Source organism: Microcoleus sp. PH2017_09_SFU_O_A, assembly GCF_020738625.1.
Classification (GTDB): Bacteria; Cyanobacteriota; Cyanobacteriia; order Cyanobacteriales; family Microcoleaceae; genus Microcoleus.
On the sequence record NZ_JAEQCF010000001.1, the window covers coordinates 117097 to 139522 of the forward strand.

A 22426-nucleotide genomic window follows, 5' to 3' on the forward strand; every position below is an offset into this window, starting at 1 on the left:
AATTTCTAATACCTTCCGATCTAAGTTATGAGTTTTGGTAATGATTCAAAACCCATAACTTGAGACCAGTCGTTATCGAGAAGCACTGGACGTATCGTTAGGCAGAAAAGCCATTGGATTGACAGCACCCTGTCCGGCGGGATGGATTTCAAAGTGCAAGTGCGGCCCGGTACTGAAGCCGGTGCTGCCCATTTCTGCAATCTGTTCGCCGCGATCGACCTGCTGACCCTTTTTAACCAAAATTCGGTTGTTGTGGGCGTAGATCGTTTCTGATCCGTCTGGATGGGTAATTTCCACCAGATAGCCGTACCCTCCGTCATTCCACTCTGCATAGGTAACCACCCCGCTGTCGGCGGCCACAATTGGCGTGCCGATCGGCCCTGCAATATCAATTCCCTTGTGCATCCGTCCCCAGCGCCAGCCGTAGCCAGAAGTGAGAACGCCCTTAGCCGGCCAAATCAATCCGTTAGCCGACTGCTGTTTGCCGCCGCCGTTAGGCAGATAAGTATCAGCGCCCGAAAGTGGAGGCAGTTCTGGAGAAACCATGCGTCCCAAAGACGGGTTGCTCAGGGGGTCATAACCCTCGGAACCCAAAGGAGCAGTTGCTACCACCGGCCGTTCTTGAGTAGAGGTAGGCGTTAGGTTGATCGGTTGCAGTTCGGCTGCACGAGCGGGATCGAAACGCTCTTGCTGCTGTTTCTGAACTTCCTGGGACCACCCTCTCGACGGCGGTCTGCCGATTTCATTCTGCACCGCTCCAGCGTATTCGGGGGTGTAGAGGTCGGGATTGACGCTTGGGAGTTCTTCAGACGGGTTGGAGGCGAGTTTCGCTTCTGGGCCCTCAGTTGGAGCCAGGGAAACCGCATTTGCCCCGATCGAATTGCGCTCGGCGCGATATTCCTCTCGCAGTCTGACAACTTCTGCTCTCAAGCGTTCGGAATAAGGGTTGAGAGCGGTAGCGGTGGGTAGATCCTCCGCATTCGACTCAATTACAGCGTTCGTGGGAGCGGGATTTAAACCCTGGGCGCTAACATTTTGCAAACCGAAAGGCTGCGGGTATGCAGCAGCGAGGTTGGTAGCAGTTGCACTTGCTGGCTGGGGCAGGGCGCTGGTGTCAACGGCACCTGTAAATGTTGGTTCGCCTTGAAGTTCCAGCTTTCTGTTGTCGCTAATGGTTTGAGAAACTTGAGTTAGCGGAATGCTGTTAATTTTGGGAACCATCGGCGCTGAAATATTGTTCAGACCTTCCAAGTTCGCCAAGGGAGAGACAACGGCCACTTTTGGGGCGGGTGCTGCAACGCCAGCACTGGTTATTTCCGAGGTAGACGAACTGGGGTTCAAAGATGCGGGAACCGAAGTCGCCGACCAGACAGATGTAGAGTTAGAGGCAGAATCAGATGCTGCCGCCTGCACCGCTGGATTATTTGACCGAACGTTGGGAATTTTCAGCCGTTGATTGACATTCAGCAAGTTGGGATTGCCCAGCTTGTTGATGGCGATCAGCTCTTTGGGCGATACCCGGTAATTAGAGGCGATCGCATCTAACGTATCTCCCGGGCGCACGTTATAGAGCCCCTGGGCTGGCCCTGCGCTACTGCCTGCTGGGGACACTACCACAGCGGAGGGCAAACTAGGTGTTGCGAGAGACTGTTCAATGGACTCCAACGATCGATCGGGCGATGCTGCTTGACCCACCGAGGCATTGGGAATTACAGGTGTGGCCCTGAGGTCAGGAATTGCTGGCGAGGTGGCATATTCCGGGGATGCCAGCGTCGGTACAGCAGGTGTAGATGAATTTGGTCCCACCTCAGAGTCCAACAGGGGCCGACCTGATGCTGTAGTGCGGTTTTCCTGTTTTTTCAAACTGTCGATCGCCCCGTCTGCGTTCGGGCTGTCGATCGAGCTTTGCGTCGGTACAGTCGTCGCCATATCTGGCGCTTCCGTTGACTGACCGTACTGGGCTGCACTATCCAACGACTCGGAGCCAGTTAGATTTAATTTTTGTTCTGGATTGACTGTGGCAGTATTGCCAGGGTTCTCTTGTGGCGAGGCTTCTAGAGCCTCCGGAATTCTGAGTTCTTGGCCGACTTGGAGTGCGGTATCGGGTTTGATGCCGTTGGCAGTTGCTAGTGCCTTCGGTTCAATTTCATAGTCCCGAGACAGATCCCAAAGGGTTTGTCCCTGCTGAACCTTAACCCCTGCCTGTTCGGCTGAGGAGCCGTCAACTTGTCCGGTGGTAGCGGGCCCGTTGGTCGATACAGGCTTTAATTCAACGGTCGATTCTGCTGTCGGTGTGAGTTCAGACGCGCGAGCGCTGTCTCCGTTTCTCGGCAGCAGGATGCCAGAAGCACCTACCGATATTGCCAGCCCGATCGTGGCGAGAGAGCGAAAGGAGCCTGTGCTGAGCGTTGTCTGCTTGGACGGTTCCGCAGAACCGTCTCTGTCGATTTCACTAGCCTGAACAGGCTTATTTTTTTGGGGATATGTTCGTTTCAAAAAAACGACCTCCTACTGAGAAGCGCTAACTGTCCTTGGAAACACTCAAGGGATTGCATGATGCTGAATTTAAATCAACAACCAAAAATATTCTGATTGTTGAAAGCGATCGTGCTTAGGCAAGATTACCTTGCTTTTTTAATTTAGACAAGCTCGAACCGTAATAATTTTTTAAATTCTCGGTCAAACCCGCTGCAATTACACCCCACAAGCCTTACACCGCAATAGTTGGAACGAATACATAAAATATCCGTTCCCGCACAGGCTAAGACTCTCACCTATTGTCCGACTCTATGCTAATTTCCGGACAACCTACAACCGTATATTCACTAGATATCAATAGCCTTCAGGCACAATCAGGCGATCCCTGGCGCCTTAAATCGCTGAAATCCTCTGTTTTTGTGGCTACATCCTCGCAGCGACTAATTTGGTATTACTGATAACAATCTGTTTTTGGATGAATAAAATATATTAATCTCCGCTATCTAGATTTTCACCGCTTTGATACAAATTTCTTATATTTAAAGCGAAAGTTGGTTGTACCCGACAGCTATTAAATATCTATATATGTATGTATCTGTCGATCGCGATTTATCCGAGTTCGCCCAACTGTCGTTTAGCCTCAAATAAACCTACAGCGGCGCTGACAGAGAGATTCAAACTCCTGACTCCAGGCTGGCTCATGGGAATAAAAACTGTGGCATCGCAGGCATCCAAGACCAATTTAGGAATGCCGACAGTTTCTGAGCCAAACATCAACCAGTCGCTGGGCTGAAATTGGAATTGGGTATAACTGCATCGTCCACCAGTGCTGAATCCGATCGTTCGCCCTCCTCGCTCCTGCTGAAATATCTCAAAAGCAGCTAAGTCTTCGTGACAGTGGAGATTGACATAGGGCCAATAATCTAAGCCGGCCCTTTTCAGGTAGCGATCGCTAATTTCAAACCCCAGCGGGCCGACTAAATGTAATGTCGTGCCTGTGGCAGCGCAAGTGCGGGCGATATTGCCAGTATTCGGGGGAATTTGCGGGTGAATCAAGACAAGTTGGGGCATGAAGCTTTAAACAGTTGACAGTTGACAGTTGACCTGGGACAGTTGACAGCCCCCATCGCCCCAAGGATAGCAATGGTTTCAGCGATTAAACACGTCTTGGCAGTTGCTATCAAAGCAAAAAATACAGCTATTGGCACATTTAGAAATCTACCCAAAGGTAGATACTATTCATAGCTTTTATTTATAACAGGTGCCGGCTGCCATTGATTAAATATTCTGATTTGTTTTGCACTGCTACTGTTCAAGCGACTAACTGGCCGCACAAATTGTCTTCCAGCTCCCATTCCTGGTGAGCCATGCCATCAATCCCTTGCAGAATAATCGTGCGCGCATCCAAACCGCCCTCATACAGTTTCAACCACTGTTGGGCGGTGTTGCCTTCCCGGAGAATCTTTTTGAGCGGCGAGAGAAAGCAACTAAAGCCACGTTTTTTGGCGATCGGCCAGACTTCCTGGTAAATTTCCTCAATCCAATCTCGCGCCAAAATCTTTCTGCCGTCTTGCCAGTGAGTGAGTTCGGCATCCAAACTTTGCCGGGATGCAGCAATTTCGTTGGCGTCGGTGAGGGCAACTAAGTCTTGATTGCGGGTGGCGGCCGGTAAGGTGCTGAGTGCTAAGGGGTCTAAGCCGGGGTCTTCCATCATCTGCCAAATACGAGCTTCTAGCAAGGCAGTGATGGCCAACAAAGCCAGAGGATTGACTTCAAGATCGCAAATTCTCAATTCGAGGCGGTTGAGACAGTAGGGGCGACGATCGCCATTTGGCCGCACAGCAGACCACAAATGGCGGACGTTTTGCATACTGCCGAGTTCTAGCTGTTCTTCAGTCCACTGGATGTAATGCTTGTGACTTTCAAACAGGGGGACGATCGCGGGAGTTTTGGGAAACAAACCCCACCGGGTAGAATGATAGCCCGTGACTTCGCCGTCGAGGAACGGGGAAGAAGCGCTCAATGCCAAGTATAGCGGTGCTTCGACGCGGGCGAGGCGGATGGCGCGCATCAGCATTTCTGGTTCGGAGATGCCGATGTTGATGTGAATGCTGGCAGTGACGACTTTGGTGCCGTAGGTTTGCTCGATGTAGGTGTGATAGGGGTTGTTGGGATCCGATCGGTAAAATCGATCGCTCCCACCGAGAGATAGCGTACTTCCCGGGAGCAAGGTATAGTCGCCCAACTGTTTGAGATACTCGCGCAGCCGGACTCGCGGCTTGACTAGGGCGCACAGCAGGCGATCGTAGCTGCACAGCGGGGCCGTCGTGTACTCCACATTGCGACTATCAGGCTCCCGCACAAATCCCTCTAGATCGGCGACTATGCGATCGGAGAGACCGACAACCTCACCTTCGGGCGTGCCGGTATACATTTCTACTTCAAAGCCTTTTGATAGCAGCACGTTTGTTCCTCAGCTAAGTTGAGTGCTAATTTCTAGTATCCCAAAAATTGAGCTGTTCGTACTATCTGCCACAAGGCAGAGTTAAAATTTTTGGAGGCTGGGACTGAAACCGGGTATTTGGGCGCCAGCTTTGTTTGAGCGTTTGTGTGTTAGTTGCGGCACCCAAAGCGGCAAATGCTGGCACCGCCAAGAGTTTCCGAGGCGGTTTTCGGGTGTCAAAGGCTGTTTGTGCGATCGCCTTTGTGTTTGATGCGGCATTCGGGGCGCGATCGTACTTATCGTAAACAGAACCCACCCTTACCACAGACAGAAGTGAGAAAGCACTGCATTCTTCCCTCTTCGCTGTTCCTTCTTCCCTCTTCTTTCTGTCACAGGTCAACTATCAACTGTCAACTATTTCAAGATAACTTTATTCATCCGAGACTCAAGCAAAATCCGCTTAACCTCAATCCGGTAGTCGTATTTTTTGCACTGTGAGTAGGCGCGAGAGCGACAGGAATTTTAGGAATATTTCTGGCTATTCCGTTAGCGGGAGTGATAGTTAGCTGGTTTGAAATTGAACAAACGCAAGCGTAAGGCCAATTGATAAAGCCGTCCCATTTTAGAGAAAGTCAGGCTGAACAACCGGTTTTAAACTGCAAACTAGAAGTCCGATGCTCCAAAAACTATCCTGGGCGCAACGCGAAACTAAAAGTAAAGAGAAAAAGCAACCTAGGGTTTACGCGGAGCATACACTTTACTGCGTAGAGTCAATTCATAAATTGCAAGTCAGTAGGAAATCTTGCTTCTTCTGGTTGGGGATCGTAAATGTAATCGCAGTCAAAGCGCATAGCTTGAGAGTGGCGGCTGATCGAAAATCCGCAGTGAGTCACCATTTCTGTAGTAAAAGTAGCCATGACTAACTCGATAAGTTTTGTGTAAGAAATGTTAGGCTGTTGAACGTAATAAGCGCGTCTAGCAAAAAAGATTCTCTCATCTTTCGGTACAATTATGGCATTAATTTTGTGTGCGTGTTGAATTGGCTTGATATAGCTTTCAATAAACTGCGACTGATTTTTTTGAAGTCTGGCTAATCTTTCGTGTTGCAACCAACTCATTTGAAACACAATTTTAATAAATTCAAAACCCAAAATGTAGTTAAAAACATTATTCCGTTCTTCTGTACTCAATACGAAACGCAGTGCAGATTCTAAATATTGGTCTGTTTCCCGGAGCGCTTGTTGAGATGAGTGGATATAAAATTGTTTGATGTAGCTTCTTAAATCAGATTCGTTTAATTCTTTTTTGACTCGGAATCTGATTAAATACTCTTTAACTCGGTGTAGAGTATCTACATCTTCAAACATTTTTGAGACTAAGCCGTCGGCTGTGTACTCATCTAAAAATTTGGCTTGAAAATCGGGAGTAGATGCACACAATATGTAGGAGAGGGACAAAACGTAGCGTCGCTGGTTCCAAGGCAAGCTTTCTGCCCACTCCTTAACTTCTACAGGGAGTTTTTCCAGCACGGTATCTGTGTGGGGACGTTGAGAAAGGTCGGCATATTTATATTTTTGTTTAATCATTGCCTGAAACCTTGTATTAGTTAATTGACCGGGTAATATATGGCAGGTAAGTACAGTAAAGTAGAGGCCGGCAGTTACCACTTATGTAATTTTTTTATATACCTCTAAGGATACAGGATTTAGCGGGTAAAGGCGGTGATCTGTCTCACATTTTTGCGGACTTACTATCACAACTATGAACTTTATATATCACATTTTTGGGCCGCGAGTGTCACAGGAAATAATTATTCACGTCACTGGGATAACGGTGGGTTTGGTTGATGATGTAATCAGGGTGATTTATAACTTTTTGTTAATCCGGATTACTGAGGAAAATCATGAACTCGACTACAAGTATTTTACCTAAAAATCAGTGCCGATACTTAAGTTTTGGCCAGATCCTCGTTCAACCAGTGCGACACTGGTTTGATAGCATTGCAGTGGGCGATCGGCAAATAGCTAAGTGGTTGTGCCAAGTTATACCCGCACGGTGTCCTTTTGAGAGAAATATCCAGTTATTCGGACACCATTTTTTCCACATACCCCCGATGTGCAAGCTAAATCCTGTATATGAAGAATTAGTGGGGTTGCGTTTTCGCTCGCTGTCGTTTTTGGCTGATGTATCCGGGGAAGATGTAACGCCGTACTGCTGATTGAGGGGTTTCATACCTCGATCGCCGATCGATCGACCGTAGTGCATCTAGATTGTCTATGATAGTCGATGGAGAGGGGGAGAGACCTATAACAGCTTCGCTCTTCGGGTAAACAGGGGGAGAGCATTTGAGGCGTTTTAATTAGGCATTGAAATATACAATTTAAATGCTGTAGAGCTTATCAATTATTTATGGGTGCAGCACTATGCCAATTGTTCGATCGCCAATTTAGACCACAATCGTTAATATCAGTGGATGCTTTGGATGCTTTTAAATTACAGCGGGCTTCCATCATTACGGTCAAGTCAACAATAATATCAAACCGTAGCAGCGAAAACAACAGATATAACAATAATTTAACAAATTACTTTGCCTAATGGAAGTGAATATGTTTAACGCAACAGAACTGCTAATTAACGATTTTGTAAATCGGCTAATTGAAGGCTACCGGCACACCTACGGTGGCTTCAAATCTGACTATGGCGAAATTATTGCTTGGGTAGCCGATATGGCTTTGGAAAATATTGCTAATAGCGATGCTCTTTACCACAATGTGGAACACACTATTTTAGTGACATTGGTGGGACAAGAGATTCTGCGCGGGAAGCACATCCGCGAGGGCGGTGTTTCCTGCGAACATTGGCTGCATTTCCACATTGCTTTGCTGTGTCACGATATCGGGTATGTCAAGGGTGTTTGTCGGCAAGATAGAACAGATTTAGGAGTGTATGCGACGGGAATAGGTGACACGAATTTAACGCTACCGAGAGGGGCGACTGATGCGAGTTTGACCCCTTATCATGTCGATCGGGGAAAGATGTTTGTTGAGGAACGCTTTGGGGGTCACAGACTGATTGATGCCAACCTGGTTAAGCAGAATATTGAGTTAACTCGTTTCCCGGTTCCTCGGGATGAAGACTATCAAGATACTGTGAATTATCCGGGTTTGGTGCGGGCGGCGGATTTAATTGGTCAGTTGAGCGATCCGCGATATTTGCAAAAGGTGACTGCGCTGTTTTATGAATTTGAGGAGACTGGTCAAAATCAGGTGTTGAAGTATCGCAATCCGGCGGATTTGCGGGAGGGGTATCCTAAGTTTTATTGGAATGTGGTTTATCGGTATGTCAAGGATGCGATCGGCTATTTAGAATTGACGCAACAGGGGAAACAAATTGTTGCTAATCTGAACGCAAATGTGTTTCGGGTGGAGCATTCTGAGGCGGGAGTTGAGGAGGTGGCTTCTGTTAGTTAGGCTTGGAGTTGACTTGGGGCGGGCGCTCTGGTTGCTGATCCGAGCGAAAGGGCGATCGTCCTATTTAATGTTAAGCTTGTGAACTGTGCTCGATTGGGCGATCGCCATATAGTAAAATATAGCTATACCCACAGCCGCCAGCAAATTTTAAAATATTTTGATTGTCATTGCTCGATAGATTGACTCGTTCAATTCTTAAGAAATAGAGAAAAATCACCATGAGATTCATTAACCCCAAAACCGATTTCGCCTTCAAAAAAATATTCGGTGGCAAGGAAAGCAAACCAATATTGATCAGCTTTCTCAATGCCCTAATTTACAAAGGCCATCCCACCATCACCGATTTAGAAATTATCGATCCGTATTTACCATCAAGAGTCTCATATCTTAAAGAGTCTTACCTGGATGTCAAAGCAAAGCTTGCATTAGGTCAAACTGTAATTATCGAAATGCAAGTTTTAAATGTGGCATCTTTTGCGAAGCGGGTGATTTATAATGCTGCAAAAACTTACTCTACTCAACTGATTCGCGGTGAAGGTTACTTTAACTTAAAACCTGTAATTGCTTTGACCATTACAGATTTTGAAATGTTTGAAAACGACCGAGAAGTAATTTCTCACTTTGTGTTCAAGGAGAAAAAGCGTTTATTTGAGTATCCAGATCCAGGGATGGAAATGATATTTATTGAATTGCCGAAATTCAACAAACAATTGGATCAGTTGGAAACTTTGACTGACAAGTGGGTTTATTTTATGAAAAATGCCCCCAGTTTGGAAGTAGTACCGTCAACAATGGAAAATGTCTCGGAAATACAACAAGCTTTTGCGATTGCTAATGAAACTAACTTGAATCCTGAAGAGTTGAAAGATTTAGAAGATCGCGAGAGGTATATTATGGATCAGCAGGGAATCTTGCGAAAGGGAATTCAAGAAGGCAGAGAAGAAGGACTCGCACAAGGGCGAGAAGAAGGCAGAGAAGAAGGCAGAGAAGAAGGACTCGCGCTAGGAATGAGAGAAAAGGCTCTGGAAATTGCTAGGCAACTTCTCAATGTGCTTGACAATCAAACTATTAGTCAAACTACTGGTTTGAGTGTAGAAGATATCGAAAATTTGCGGGAGGAATAGGAAGGAAGGACTGAAGTCCTCACTACAAACTACATCAAATTGGTTTGTAGTGAGGACTTCAGTCCTCATCCAACGAGAGAGGACTGAAGTCATCACTATGAACCTATAGACGACTCTGCCATCTGTCTAGAGGAAGATTTTATTAAACGAGTAAATTACGTATTATGCTGTAAAAGTCAGGCAGAGGGAAAAGCTATCTCCGACTCTCACTCCCAATAGCTGACCAATCTTACAGTATAAAAAATAAATCTCATGACACCAGTCACTCCCAATCAAACTTCATCTCAATACGAAACTACCCAATCTGAAGAAAAAATTGACTCTCTGGTAGAAGAAGTTAAGCCAGAAACCGAACTCGATTTAGAATTCCTGTACACCAGAGATATTGAATTCCGCCAAGAAACAATTTATTTCATTGTAGTCGATCGCTTCCACGACGGCGACTCCGCAAATAATGCAGGCCCAAACCCAGAACTTTACGATCCAGAAGGCAAAGATTGGGGCAAATATTGGGGCGGCGACTTGCAGGGAGTTATCGACAAACTCGACTACTTAAAAGATATGGGTGTTACAGCAGTTTGGCTGACTCCGCTTTTTGAGCAAGTAGAAGCATTATTTGTCGAACAAGCTGCGATTCACGGCTACTGGACAAAAGATTTTAAACGACTAAATCCCCGATTTATTGCTAAAGGTGATAATCCTTCTGTCAACCAAACACAAGAAACTAAAGATACCGTATTTGACAAATTAGTAGACGAGTTGCACCAGCGAAAAATGAAACTGGTGCTCGATATTGTCTGCAATCACAGCAACCCGGATTTTAGTGGCAAAAAAGGGGAACTCTACGATGATGGTGTCAAAATAGCTGACTTTAACGATGACAAAGATAACTGGTATCACCATTATGGAGAAGTCCAAAATTGGGAAGATGAATGGCAAGTTCAAAACTGCGAACTGTCTGGCTTGGCTACTTTCAATGAAAACAATATTGCCTATCGCAGTTACATTAAGTCAGCAATTAAACAGTGGCTAGATAGAGGTGTTGATGCTTTGCGGGTTGATACAGTTAAGCATATGCCGATCTGGTTTTGGCAAGAGTTTACTGCGGATATTTTGACACATAGACCTGATGTTTTCATCTTTGGGGAATGGATTTACAGCGATCCTAGAAATGACCTTTCTGTGGAATTTGTCAATGAGTCGGGGATGACTATTTTAGATTTTGGGCTGTGCGTGGCAATTCGAGAAGTATTGGGACAGGGTGCGGAAGCCGGATTTCAGTTAATTCAGGATGTGCTGAATTTGGATCACCGCTATTACGGGGCGACGGAGTTGATTACTTTTATTGACAACCACGATATGCCGCGGTTTCAGTCGTTGAATGCCGATCGACAAATGCTCCGGTTGGCGATAAATTTAATCATGACAAGTCGTGGCATTCCGTGCCTTTATTACGGTACTGAACAGTACCTGCACGATGATACAGAAGGGGGAAATGACCCTTACAACCGCCCGATGATGGAAAAGTGGGATACTGATTCGCCGATTTACCGCGATGTGCGGTTGCTGTCTGGGTTGCGGCGGCTGAATCCTGCTATTTCGATGGGGAGTCAGTGGCAAAAATATCTAACTGCTGATGTTTATTGTTACGTCCGCCGCTATCGCGATTCTGTGGTGTTTGTGGCGATGAATCGGGGCGATTCTGTGACTGTTGAAGCGGTTGATACGGAGTTGCCGGATGGAGAGCATACGGAGGTTTTATCGCGCCGCAAGTTTGAAGTTAAAGACGGGATGCTGTATAATTTGGAGTTGGGCGATCGCGAAGTAATGATTTTTAGCCGCGTGGGAGAGCGAGTTAAGGGGAAAACTATTGTGCGGGCTCAGCTTAACAGTGTTAAAAGTCAGCCTGGGGAAAGAATTGTGGTGGTTGGAGATTGTCCTGAATTGGGGAATTGGGATATTAGTAAGGCTTACCCGCTGGAGTATATCAATACTAATACTTGGTTTGGGGAAATTCCTTTTAATGAAAGTGCGGGGAAGTTGATTTCTTATAAGTATGCGCTGCTGCGGGAAGGAAGGTCGCCGCTGCGAGAAAATTTGGTTTGTCGGCGCTGGGTTTTGGCTTCGGAAGGGACTGTGAAATGGCGCGATAAGTGGGTTTCGGGACGGGAGTCTTGACAGTTGACAGTTGACAGTTGACAGTTGACAGTTGACAGTTTGGAAATTTTAACAATATCAATGCAACCGGAAACGATAGATTATTGATTGTTGACTGTTGGGAAATTTGAATAATACCCATGCAACCGGAAACGATATGAGTAGGGTGCGCCGAAGAGCATCTGATCGCCATAAGTAGTGCGTCAAATTAATTTTTGCGCCTAGGGCTGACACCCGGGCGCCAATCTTGTAAGAGTCAAAAATAGTCACAGGGGTCGATCGCTCGATTCCAATGACTTAAGCTTTTATGCTGAAGTTAGCTGAAGCATTTATGTTTAACCTGATGTATATTTCTCCAGAGCAAGACCAAAAAATTCGCTACATCATCCGAGAGTGCGGTCAAGAAGCCCACAAGCTTGCAGCGGAACCTTTTGAAGTTTCCGAGAAAGGCCCAGATGACTACGTGACGAGTATCGATCGCTACTTAGACGGACAACTATCAGCAGCATTTAGCGCTTTGTTTCCTGAAGATGGCAGGATCACGGAGGAAAACACGTCCTCCAGAGCAGCTTACCAGGCAAATTACCAGCGCCTCTGGTGCATCGATCCCCTCGACGGGACGGAGGGATTTATTCAGGGAAAACAGCACTACGCTGTGATGGTGGGGCTGCTGTTGGAGGGGGAACCGGTGGCCGGCTGGATCTACGCCCCGGCTTTTGACCAAATGTATTTTGGCGGTAAAGATTGGGGATTGTTCCAAACTGTGGGAACCTCTTCGCCGCAGCCGATCGGCCTTTGCAAACCCCCCGCTCCGACACCGTTCAATTGTAAAATTATTCTCGGCGACAGAGACCAGAAAAACTATGCCGGGGCGATCGCCCAAAGCATCCCAGGAGTAGAATTTTACTCGCTGGGAAGCTTTGGCTTAAAAGTTATGGAAATCATACAAGGTCGAGCCGGTTTGTACCTGTATTTCAACGGTAGAGTTAAAGTGTGGGATACCGCCGGCCCTCTGGCCCTAGCAAAGGCAGCCGGATTGGTCTGTTGCGACTTGCAAGGTCAACCGCTGAGGTGGACGGCAGACGCCATAGAGCCGGAGTCTCTGGCCCACACGCAGTCGATCGCGATCGGCTGGCCGGATTATATAGAAGCTCTGTTGGGGAAAGTTCAACAGGCAGTGGGACGCCTGTAAACCCGTTTAAGATTGAAAAATCTGCCCATAATTTTAGGTGAAGCGGGCCCCTGTACCCTGATTGGAGAATTGGGTTTTAAACCCCATAGTTCTAGGACAGCTTTGCATTAAAATTGAAATGTCTACAGGCTCAAGACACGTTGAAACAGCTACGGTGAGAGCGCACCTAGACAGCTAGAGGGGCAATGGTTGACTCCAACCCTGAAGGCATACAAGCATTTGACTTGTGAGGAAAACAAAAAGTCAACCTAGGGCATTGGGAGACTTAAAACGAACGTGGAGACTGAGTGAGACTTGCTTCTTGCAAGCATTAGTCTGTGAAGCGTTAAGGAATCCTCTCTCATTCAGGAAGAGGAGGTATGTCAAAGGAGCTATGAGACGAAGTAAGTTTCGCCTGTGTCTGAGATTTGCGTCTCGTTCGCTTTGTGTCAATCTTATGTAGCAGCAACAGATTGTTTGTTTTCTCAAACAGCGATCGTTCCCTAGCTATTGGGTGTCGCCTAATCTAATTTCCCACCTCCGCGAGTTTGCATGAAGACAGAAGCTTTCAGTGAGCTGTTCCCTCTATTTAAGGGTGCTAACCCAGAAACCTTGGGAGGGCTGCTATCCAATGCCGTTAAGCATGAGTATCCCCCAGGCCGAGCTGTGGTGATGGAGGATTCTTGGGGTAACGCAATTTATTTTGTTGTGTCGGGCTGGGTCAAAGTCCGCCGCCTGTCAAACGATCGAGCTGTATCAATGGCTATTTTAGGACGGGGAGCTTTCTTCGGCGAAATGGCCATTCTTGATGAATCTCCCCGATCGAATGACGTACTTGCTCTATCGCCCGTGCGGCTGATCAGTGTCACGGCTCAGCGATTTATCCAAACCCTGTTTAAAGATCCGCAATTGCATCACCGGATGCTGCAACTGATGGTGCGGCGCCTGCGCCAAACCAATCTCCGCTCTCAACTCCAGAACCGCCAGCCAGCGGTTAAACTAGCAAATACTTTAGTTGAGCTGGGAGAAAACTACGGTCAGAAAACTGCTGAGGGCAGAGATATCTTCAATATCCCTTATGAAGATTTAGCTGACGTGACAGGTATCGCCCTAGATGAAACCAGCAAAATTATGGAAAAACTAGATAGTAAAGGCTGGATCAAAATCGATCCAGAGCACCAAACTATCCATTTGATCAACCTCAAGCACTTGATGAATTTGGCAAGTCAATGACCGATGTCACTTATGAGGATACCTCGTCCGCTGCCGATCGCGCGATCGGACAACTAACAGCACCGACCATTCACTATTCGGTGGCGATGCCCAATCCTGAATCCCACCTGTTTGAAGTGACTTTGCGCGTGCAAGGTTGGTCGGAGCCGGTGCTGGATTTAAAAATGCCTGTCTGGACTCCCGGTTCTTACTTGGTTCGAGAGTACGCCCGCCACCTGCAAGATTTTCGATCGCTAGGAGGCGATCGAGCTTTACTTTGGCGCAAGATTAGCAAAAATCACTGGCAAATCGAGACAAATTCAGTGTCAGATGTCACGGTTTGCTACCGGATTTTTGCCAACGAACTGACAGTACGAACCAATCATTTAGACTCGACTCACGGTTATTTTAATCCAGCGGCTCTGTGCTTTTTCTTGCCCGGTTTTGAGCGCAACTGCTATACGGTGACAGTGGTGCCACCGCAGCCGGAATGGCGCACAGTTACTACTTTGCCGCCTGTTTCTGGGGAAGATTTTACTTTCGCTGCTGCGGATTTTGACACCCTTGTCGATAGTCCTTTTGAGATTGGCTGTCACGAGTCCTACGATTTTGAAGTGATGGGAAAACCCCATCAGCTTGTAGTTTGGGGACAAGGCAATTTAGAACCAGAACGGGCAATTCAAGATATCAAGAAAGTCATTGAGGTAGAAGCAGAAATGTTCGGCGGTTTGCCTTACGACCGCTATGTGTTTTTGTTGCATTTGTCTGGCTCTGGTTTTGGCGGATTGGAACACAAGGATAGTTGCACTCTTAACTATTCGCGTTTTGGTTTTCGGAACAAGGACAAGTACGAACGGTTCATTCAATTGGTGGCTCACGAGTTTTTTCACCTCTGGAATGTCAAGCGCATTCGACCGAAAGCTCTCGAAATATTTGACTACGAACAAGAGAATTATACTCCTTCTTTATGGTTCTCTGAAGGCACGACCAGTTATTACGATTTGCTAATTCCTTTTCGAGCGGGTCTCTATGGCGTGAAAGGTTATTTCCAAAATCTTGCCAAAGAAATCACTCGCTTGCAGACGACTCCGGGGCGGAACGTGCAGCCTGCGAGCGAGTCGAGTTGGGATGCTTGGATTAAACTTTATCGGAGGGATGCTAATAGCGATAATTCGCAGATTTCCTATTATTTGAAAGGGGAATTAGTTTCGTTTCTGCTGGATTTGTTGATTCGAGCTAAACACGGCAACGCGCGATCGCTCGACGATGTGATGCGTTTGATGTGGCAGCAGTTTGGCGGTTGTTCTCCTGAAAATGAAGATTTTGACCAGAAGTCGGGAACAGAGGCAAAGCCTGCGTATCTGACATCAAATGGTAAGTTAAATGCTCGCTCGCGGACGGCAGAAATAGGCTTTACTCCCGAAGAGTTGCAAAGTGCGATCGAGTCTGTAGCCGGCATGGATTTGAGTGACTTTTTTGCGCGCTATGTAGACGGCACAGAAGAGTTGCCTTATAACGAATATCTGGAACCTTTCGGGCTACAAATTTGGGTAGATGAAAGCGAGCAAACGCCTCGGATGGGTTGGACGTTGGGAGCGGAAAACGGGCGGCAAATGGTTAAATTTGTCGAAGCAGGATCTCCGGCACAATTGGCCGGAATTGACGCTGGAGACGAGTTGCTGGCGATCGCAGGTTTTCGAGTAAATGCCGAACAAGTGGCAGAGAGGCTGAAAGACTATCAGCCGGGGGACACGGTAGAAGTGACAGTTTTTCATCAAGACGAACTGCGGACTTGTTCTGTTACTCTCGCCCAGCCGCGCCCCGGCCGTTATTCGATCGTACCAGTCGATCGGCCAAGCACTATTCAGAAACAAAACTTTACTGGATGGCTGGGTGTTCCTCTGTCGAATTTGTGACATCATTGTTAGTAGTTAGTTGTTATTTGTTACTTGTTACTTGTTGGTTGTTATTTGTTAGTTTTAATAACCAATAAGATTGTGTCCGGTTAATTACCTATCATAAATTTTGTACTGAGAGCGCTCGTCCTCACTGCAAAACTATAGGCCAATCGGGAAGGACTCAAGTCCTTACTAAAAAAGACTTTTATGATGGTTGTCTCACCGGATATGACATAAAAAATCAGCAATAACCAGTAACAAATAACTCATAACAAATAACCCATTAGCAATCACCAATTTTAATTATGCAAACCCCACCTCCTCCATCAATTACGCCTCGCCAGATGAACCTGCTGCGAATCGTTTCCTCTATGGCCTGGGCTGATGGCGAACTCGCAACAGAAGAAGTTAATTTAATGCTCGATCGCTTTTGTCGTTTGTTTGCCGCAGATGACGACGCCCAACAAATGCAACAGGAACTGCGGGATTACATCATGCAAAATATTCCCCTTGATGAGTTGATTCACCAACTAGAAACTCAAGAGGAAAAAGAATTAGTCTTGCAACTCGGCTATGAAGTGATTGCATCTAGTTCTCGCACTCCCGACGAACCAAACATTAACTCTGACGAAGCCGCAGCTTATCAAAAATTAGTGCAGTTGCTGAATCTTCCAGAAGATGCAGTCAAGCGTATTGAAGCAGAATCATCGGCGACACATACTTCGGAGGGAATTATAGAGAAGATAGCTCACAAATTAGAACAGTTCATCAAACGCTAGTTTGCGACTGGCGCGCGGCTGATTCCTGGTTGATTCCTGTATTTCTCGTTACTAAACCTGAAATTTTTAAGAGCAACCGGGAATAATTCGCCATAGGTAAGTCTTTTTTACTTAATACTTTTGGACTGGGTAATATAGCCCTTCTCAGATAGGTGAGGTACGTTGTTGGGCTTCAGCCCTCTTCGTTTGGGCTTCAGCCCTCTTCGTTTAAGCGGTTATATAAGCAGTCAGTCATACCTCATCTTTCTGATAAATGCTATACAATTTTTCCCAAATAATGTAACCTAACAATTGTTGTGCAAGAGTGTTAGGGAAAGTTGTTGATTCTCCCGGATGTGTAAGATCAAATCCGGCTGTACCAGAATGATTAAACCGCAGAGGGCGCAGAGGACACAGAGGGAGAAAATAGAGAGAGGTACTCATGGGTATAGGGCATAGGGCATAGGGCATAGGGCATACCTCACTTTTTTTGAGAAAGGCCATATCATCTTCGGGTAAAGATCGATCTTATGATTGTTGAGAATATTCTCAAGTAAGTGACTAATAACTAATAAGCAATAACCAATAACTAATAACTAATAACTAATAACTAATAACCAATAACTAATAACTAATAACTAATAACCAATAACTAATAACTAATGACTAATAACTCTTTAAAATTATTGTTCCTATCAACTTCTGTAGGTCAACTCGGTTCGGGGTTGGGCGGCGGAGTCGAACTTACAGTCTTCAACATTGCTAAAGAATTGCAGCGTCGAGGTCATAAAATAACAGTTGTAGCGCCGGCAGGTTCAGTCTTAGAATCAATTCCAGTCATCGAAATCGCGGGGGATTTGCAAGTAACTGCCCAAACACAAGATTACCACGATCCGATTGTGATGCCTGCCGATTCTGTGCTGGCAAATATGTGGGAATACGCTCGCCAAGTTCAGGATGATTGGGATCTGATTGTTAATTTTGCCTACGATTGGTTGCCTTTTTATTTGACGCCATTTTTTAACACTCCGATCGCACATTTTATCAGTATGGGCTCCATGTCGCGATCGTTCGATCGCATCGCCGGACAAATCGCCGTCAAATTTCCCGGTACGCTGGGAGTTTGCACCCTTACCCAAGCCCAAACCTTTGCCTTTGCTAGCGAGTGCGAGTTGGTGGGAAACGGCGGCATCGATTTATCGCTGTACGACTTTTGCAGCCAACCGGAACCAAAATTAGCTTGGCTGGGCCGCATTGCCCCGGAAAAAGGCTTAGAAGATGCTGTGGCGGCTGCAAAAATTACAGGCATTCCCCTAAAAATTATGGGCAAAATGCAAGATGAGGATTATTGGCACAAAATTTGTACAGATTACCCGGATGCTCCGGTAGAATATTTAGGGTTTCTGACAACAACCAAAATGCAAGAACAAGTCCGCCAGTGCCGAGCATTGTTGATGACGCCGCGCTGGGTGGAAGCTTTCGGAAATGTGGCGATCGAGGCTTTAGCGTGCGGTGTGCCTGTGATTGCTTACGAGCGCGGGGGGCCGGCGGAAATTGTGCGAGACGGGCTGACGGGCTTTTTAGTGGAACCTGATAGTGTAAATGGCTTGGTAAGTGCGATCGACCGTTTAGACAAAATTGACCGCAGTGCTTGCCGGCGACAAGCAGAGGTAGAATACAATTTAGGAGCCGCGGGCGATCTTTTTGAACGCTGGTTCAAGTCTATTGTAAAATTGAGTTAAATAAACTCTTAATTGACCACAACAAAAGACCACAAAAATAACTATGGCAACTGAACGTTTAGTGCTTTTATCGAGCAGAGAAATCGAAAAAATGCGTCAAGCTGGCAGCTTAGCAGCTCAGCTTCTTCTGCATCTCGAACCAATGATTAAACCGGGTGTCAGCACTCTGGCAATTAACGACGAAGCGGAACGCTGGACTTTAGCCCACGGTGCAAAAAGTGCTCCGTTAGGTTATAAAGGATTTCCGAAATCTCTGTGTGCTAGTGTCAATGAAGTTGTCTGTCACGGCATCCCGAATGCAAAACAAATTCTCAGAAAAGGTGACATTATTAACATTGATGTAACGCCTTTAGTTGATGGCTATCACGGCGATACTTCTAAAACTTTTTTTGTTGGGGAACCTTCACCTGTAGCTAAAAGGTTAGTTGAAGTAACTGAGGAATGTCTCAGAAGAGGAATTGCGGAAGTTAAGCCTGGTGCTCGTACCGGTGATATCGGTGCGGCGATTCAAGAATATGCTGAAGCGCAGGGTTTTTCGGTGGTGCGAAATTTTGCGGGACACGGCGTGCATCGCGTTTTTCACACGGAACCGGAAATTTTGCATTACGGTAAGCGGGGGACGGGAAAGAAGCTCAGACAAGGTATGGTTTTTACGATCGAGCCGATGATTAATGAGGGTACTTGGGATGTGGAAATTTTGGCGGATGGTTGGACTGCTATCACTAAGGATAAAAAGCTTTCGGCTCAGTTTGAACACACTCTGGCTGTGACTGATTCTGGGGTGGAAATTCTGACTTTGCCGTAGGTATGAAAGGTGGAATTCCGCCGAATCGAATTCGGAATTAGGTACGTAGTTGCGCTTCAGCGCTCTTAGTATTATATACGGAAAGAGCAATCCTAAATCATTTTCAAGCTCGGGAAATTATCAAATCCTTGCTATAAAATGAGTTTAGCAAGACGAGAGGTAGTCGTACCTTGAAACTTAGATAGGATTACTATATTTACGAAAAGAGCGCTGAAGCGCAACTACGTACCTTTGAGCGCTGAAGCGCAACTACGTACCTTTGAGCGCTGAAGCGCAACTACGTACCTTTGAGCGCTGAAGCGCAAATGGCTGCAACCGGGAGATTTGCTGCGGGCGATCGCACCTAGCGGCGCGCTGCGAGAATTGACTAATTTTGAACGCGGTTTGGAAATTTGGAAATCCCGCGGCTATCGAGTTGAATTAACACCGGGTTTTGCCGATCGCGCTGGCTACTTGGCCGGTTCCGACGAAAACCGCGTCCGACAGCTCGCAGATGCCCTCAGTGACCCGGATTGTCGCGGTATTCTGTGTGTTCGAGGCGGTTTCGGCAGCACTCGACTTTTGGAAAAAGGTAAGGTGGGCGATCGGGCTAATTCCGGGTTTCCTACTCCCGATTCCCATGCGCCGAAATGGTTGATCGGCTTTTCCGATATTACGGCTTTGCTGTGGAATGACGACAAATTGGGGATTTGGGGCGTTCATGGGCCGCTGCTGACGACTTTGGGCGCGGAACCGGATTGGTCTGTCGATCGACTTTTTGACTGCGTAGAAGGCCGTCCGTTACAATCTTTGCAAGGTAAGGGATGGGCTGGTGGAAAGGCTTCTGGGCGGTTGTTTCCGGCGAATCTGACGGTGGCTACTCATTTGCTCTCCACCCCTTATCAACCGGATTTGACTGGTGCTATTCTCGCATTTGAGGATGTTTCGGAGGCTCCTTACAGGGTCGATCGGATGTTGACTCAGTGGCGGATGGCGGGGGCTTTTGCGGGGGTGCGGGGGATTGCTTTGGGACGGTTTAGTCGCTGCGAGGTTGGCCCGGATAGTCCTAGTTTTACTATAGAAGAGGTTTTGCGCGATCGGCTCTTTGACTTAAATATTCCCATTGTCTCGGATTTACCGTTTGGCCATGAAGGGGTTAACGCTGCTTTACCGATGGGAATTGAGGCGAGTCTCGATGCTGAATCGGGATTGCTGATTTGTGGGGATACATCGCAACTTTAGATGCGGCATCAACGTCTGTAAGTTGGTAGGGTGCGTCAGGGAGAAATTATTAGTCTGTGATTAAAACACTCAGCCCTGACGCACCGTACAGTTGGTAGTCAGTTGGTAGAGTGCGTCAGGGAGAAATTATTAGTTGGTAGGGTGCGTCAGGGGAAAAATAATTAGTCTGTGATTAAAACACTCAGCCCTGACGCACCCTACGATAATTCCTAAATAGTCCAGTTGGGTGAGGTTAACACGGTTGGCATAAATTAGATTTAAAATAGAGTGTGTATGCAAATGTCGGCGCCAACAAGGCAAAAAGATTTTAAAACTTTTGAGAGGTTGATATGAAAGCACACAACTTGTTAAACAGTATTGCTGCCGCAGTCCTAGTTACCGGATTGGCACTTACGGCGATTCCGTCAAGTGCGGTTGCCGAATCGATACAAAATAACGATCGCATAGATGGAGTAATCCGCCGCACTTCCCCGATTTACCGTTTCCGAAATATGTGGACGCCCGGAACTCCGACGGAAGAATTGCGCGGTCAAGAATATACTTTCACTGCGCGGGAAGGCGATAACATTCAAGTGTTTTTAGATACGGATAGAAGTCGCGGTTTTACTCCCGTTATGGTACTATTTTACGGGAACAACAAGCAAGTCGCTTTTACCCAAGACCGTTCTTTTAATTATGTGATTCCCCGCAGTGGCGATTACAAGCTTTTGGTGTTAGCGAAAGATGCTGCGAGGGGCGGTAGCTACACGGTGGAAGTTGCGGGAATTGATGGCGGCGACAGACGTGCTAGTAATAATAGATGGGATGACAGAAGCGATAGGGGCCGTAACAGCAGCAGCTACGATGGAGAACGGATTTTGCGTGATGATTTTGGCTTAAATCCGATCGACTGTCGCCTCAGACGTACTATGGTAAGAGTAAGATTTGACGATACCGGGAGAGACGGGACTTATTGCGCTGTACCGACTAGGGCTGTTCCGGCGGGCGATTATTATTACAATTCGCGGACTAGGGATTTAGATTCGGCGAGGGCGGATGATGGTAGATTCGATCGATCTAATGATAATAGCAGGTTCGATCGTCCCGATCAATGTCGCGTATCTGTAGGCGGAGTGTGTGTGACTAGGTAAGCCCGAAAAAATCATCTTTTCCGAGGAATTGTAAGGGCGGGTTCACCCTGATTTGTAACTCAAATCAACAATATCTATAAACCCGCCCCCACCCAACTAGATAAGCCCGAAAAAATCATCTTTTCCGAGGAATTGTAGGGGCGGGCTCACCCGGATGTGTAACTCAAATCAACAATATTTATAAACCTGCCCCAACCCAACCAACCAACTCTGATTGGGGACAAGTTTTTCTGGTTCTGCGATCGGTGGGGGCGGGTTTTTGAGTCCGTCGATTTCATTGTATATTTGGGTGAACCCGCCCCTACAAATCTTGGTATTTTAGATGTAATTTTGTATTCGTGAATCAGTTGCTGCTTACCAGCTAAAATTTGTGAGGCAATTAATTCAGTTCCAAAAATAATGGATACTATTGATATTTAAGGCTTCCGTTTTCATTGTATTCAAGTTCATGATACTTGCCACCTAAACCTAAATCATGTAAGCACCTCTGGTAGTTTTTGGGGCCCATATCAAAAGCATTAGTCTGATTCAATCTTGCCCATTCAGCTACTTTGAGCTGGCTAGTTACCCCTGAAGCATCAGCTACGGTTTTGACAATCCAATCAAACATCTTTATTTACTCTTTAAGTTCGTATAATTTAATTATATTCCTATTGATTTTTTTGGGTCAAGTTTCCATTCAATTATTTTCCCCAGCGAGTGGGGAGATTTGCAAGGGTTCCCAAAATTATCCGTCAAAACTCCTTCAACCCCGCAGAAAAACTCGCTGAAACCCTTGCCCAGCAATGCTGCGAGGGTTAGAACGAAACAGCGTATT

At 46.5% G+C, this 22426-nt stretch carries 19 protein-coding genes; 13 read left to right on the forward strand and 6 right to left on the reverse strand.

Annotated features, from left to right (window positions below; genetic code table 11):
• Positions 1 to 72: 72 nt before the first annotated feature.
• From JGK16_RS00560 to JGK16_RS00580, 5 genes are all read right to left on the reverse strand, one after another.
• Positions 73 to 2496, reverse strand: coding sequence for a peptidoglycan DD-metalloendopeptidase family protein (locus JGK16_RS00560; RefSeq protein ID WP_293189213.1), 2424 nt, complete (start codon positions 2494 to 2496; stop codon positions 73 to 75).
• A gap of 591 nt (positions 2497 to 3087) precedes the next feature.
• A complete protein-coding gene (locus tag JGK16_RS00565) occupies positions 3088 to 3549 on the reverse strand; it encodes a tRNA (cytidine(34)-2'-O)-methyltransferase (RefSeq protein WP_293145927.1) in 462 nt (153 codons plus the stop codon).
• Between the two features lie 241 nt (positions 3550 to 3790).
• Positions 3791 to 4942, reverse strand: coding sequence for a glutamate--cysteine ligase (gshA, locus tag JGK16_RS00570; protein ID WP_293176576.1), 1152 nt, complete (start codon positions 4940 to 4942; stop codon positions 3791 to 3793).
• Positions 4943 to 5003: 61 nt separating this feature from the next.
• A complete protein-coding gene (locus tag JGK16_RS00575; RefSeq protein ID WP_293176574.1) occupies positions 5004 to 5321 on the reverse strand; it encodes a hypothetical protein in 318 nt (105 codons plus the stop codon).
• A gap of 370 nt (positions 5322 to 5691) precedes the next feature.
• On the reverse strand, positions 5692 to 6507 hold the full coding sequence (locus tag JGK16_RS00580; RefSeq protein WP_293176572.1) for a cobyrinic acid a,c-diamide synthase: 816 nt from the start codon (positions 6505 to 6507) through the stop codon (positions 5692 to 5694).
• 175 nt (positions 6508 to 6682) lie between these two features.
• Between JGK16_RS00580 and JGK16_RS00585 the strand changes: the two genes are divergently transcribed.
• The 13 genes from JGK16_RS00585 to JGK16_RS00645 all read left to right on the forward strand — a co-directional run bounded on the left by JGK16_RS00585 (position 6683) and on the right by JGK16_RS00645 (position 21609).
• The gene (locus JGK16_RS00585) at positions 6683 to 6853 is read left to right on the forward strand and encodes a hypothetical protein (RefSeq protein WP_293202689.1); all 171 of its coding nucleotides are present in this window, start codon (positions 6683 to 6685) and stop codon (positions 6851 to 6853) included.
• Positions 6825 to 7139 (forward strand): Mo-dependent nitrogenase C-terminal domain-containing protein, encoded by a 315-nt coding sequence (locus JGK16_RS00590; protein ID WP_293176570.1) that lies wholly within the window; start codon positions 6825 to 6827, stop codon positions 7137 to 7139. The genes JGK16_RS00585 and JGK16_RS00590 overlap by 29 nt, the downstream gene beginning before the upstream one ends.
• Positions 7140 to 7527: 388 nt before the next feature.
• Positions 7528 to 8391: an Npun_R2479 family HD domain-containing metalloprotein gene (locus tag JGK16_RS00595; protein WP_293176568.1), complete on the forward strand. Its 864-nt coding sequence runs from the start codon at positions 7528 to 7530 to the stop codon at positions 8389 to 8391.
• Positions 8392 to 8609: 218 nt separating this feature from the next.
• Entirely contained in the window at positions 8610 to 9515 is a 906-nt protein-coding gene (locus tag JGK16_RS00600; RefSeq protein ID WP_293189215.1) for an Rpn family recombination-promoting nuclease/putative transposase, read from the forward strand.
• Positions 9516 to 9767: 252 nt separating this feature from the next.
• On the forward strand, positions 9768 to 11693 hold the full coding sequence (locus JGK16_RS00605) for an alpha-amylase family glycosyl hydrolase (RefSeq protein WP_293176564.1): 1926 nt from the start codon (positions 9768 to 9770) through the stop codon (positions 11691 to 11693).
• 286 nt (positions 11694 to 11979) lie between these two features.
• Entirely contained in the window at positions 11980 to 12864 is an 885-nt protein-coding gene (locus tag JGK16_RS00610) for an inositol monophosphatase family protein (protein WP_293176562.1), read from the forward strand.
• A 531-nt stretch (positions 12865 to 13395) separates the two neighbouring features.
• Complete coding sequence (locus JGK16_RS00615; RefSeq protein ID WP_293145897.1) at positions 13396 to 14076, forward strand: Crp/Fnr family transcriptional regulator; 681 nt, start codon at positions 13396 to 13398, stop codon at positions 14074 to 14076.
• Positions 14073 to 15971 (forward strand): M61 family metallopeptidase, encoded by a 1899-nt coding sequence (locus JGK16_RS00620; protein WP_293176560.1) that lies wholly within the window; start codon positions 14073 to 14075, stop codon positions 15969 to 15971. The genes JGK16_RS00615 and JGK16_RS00620 overlap by 4 nt, the downstream gene beginning before the upstream one ends.
• 287 nt (positions 15972 to 16258) lie before the next feature.
• Positions 16259 to 16732, forward strand: coding sequence for a TerB family tellurite resistance protein (locus JGK16_RS00625; RefSeq protein WP_293189217.1), 474 nt, complete (start codon positions 16259 to 16261; stop codon positions 16730 to 16732).
• A gap of 641 nt (positions 16733 to 17373) precedes the next feature.
• Positions 17374 to 18453, forward strand: coding sequence for a glycosyltransferase family 4 protein (locus JGK16_RS00630; RefSeq protein WP_293189219.1), 1080 nt, complete (start codon positions 17374 to 17376; stop codon positions 18451 to 18453).
• A gap of 43 nt (positions 18454 to 18496) precedes the next feature.
• Positions 18497 to 19258 carry a type I methionyl aminopeptidase gene (gene map / locus JGK16_RS00635; protein ID WP_293176554.1) on the forward strand — a complete coding sequence of 254 codons (762 nt, stop codon included), beginning with the start codon at positions 18497 to 18499 and terminating at the stop codon, positions 19256 to 19258.
• A 324-nt stretch (positions 19259 to 19582) separates the two neighbouring features.
• Entirely contained in the window at positions 19583 to 20479 is an 897-nt protein-coding gene (locus tag JGK16_RS00640) for an LD-carboxypeptidase (protein WP_366517150.1), read from the forward strand.
• Between the two features lie 329 nt (positions 20480 to 20808).
• Positions 20809 to 21609: a hypothetical protein gene (locus JGK16_RS00645; protein WP_293189221.1), complete on the forward strand. Its 801-nt coding sequence runs from the start codon at positions 20809 to 20811 to the stop codon at positions 21607 to 21609.
• 406 nt (positions 21610 to 22015) lie between these two features.
• On the opposite strand, the gene JGK16_RS00650 is transcribed toward JGK16_RS00645, so the two are convergent.
• Positions 22016 to 22219: a hypothetical protein gene (locus tag JGK16_RS00650; RefSeq protein ID WP_293189223.1), complete on the reverse strand. Its 204-nt coding sequence runs from the start codon at positions 22217 to 22219 to the stop codon at positions 22016 to 22018.
• Between the last annotated feature and the right edge of the window lie 207 nt (positions 22220 to 22426).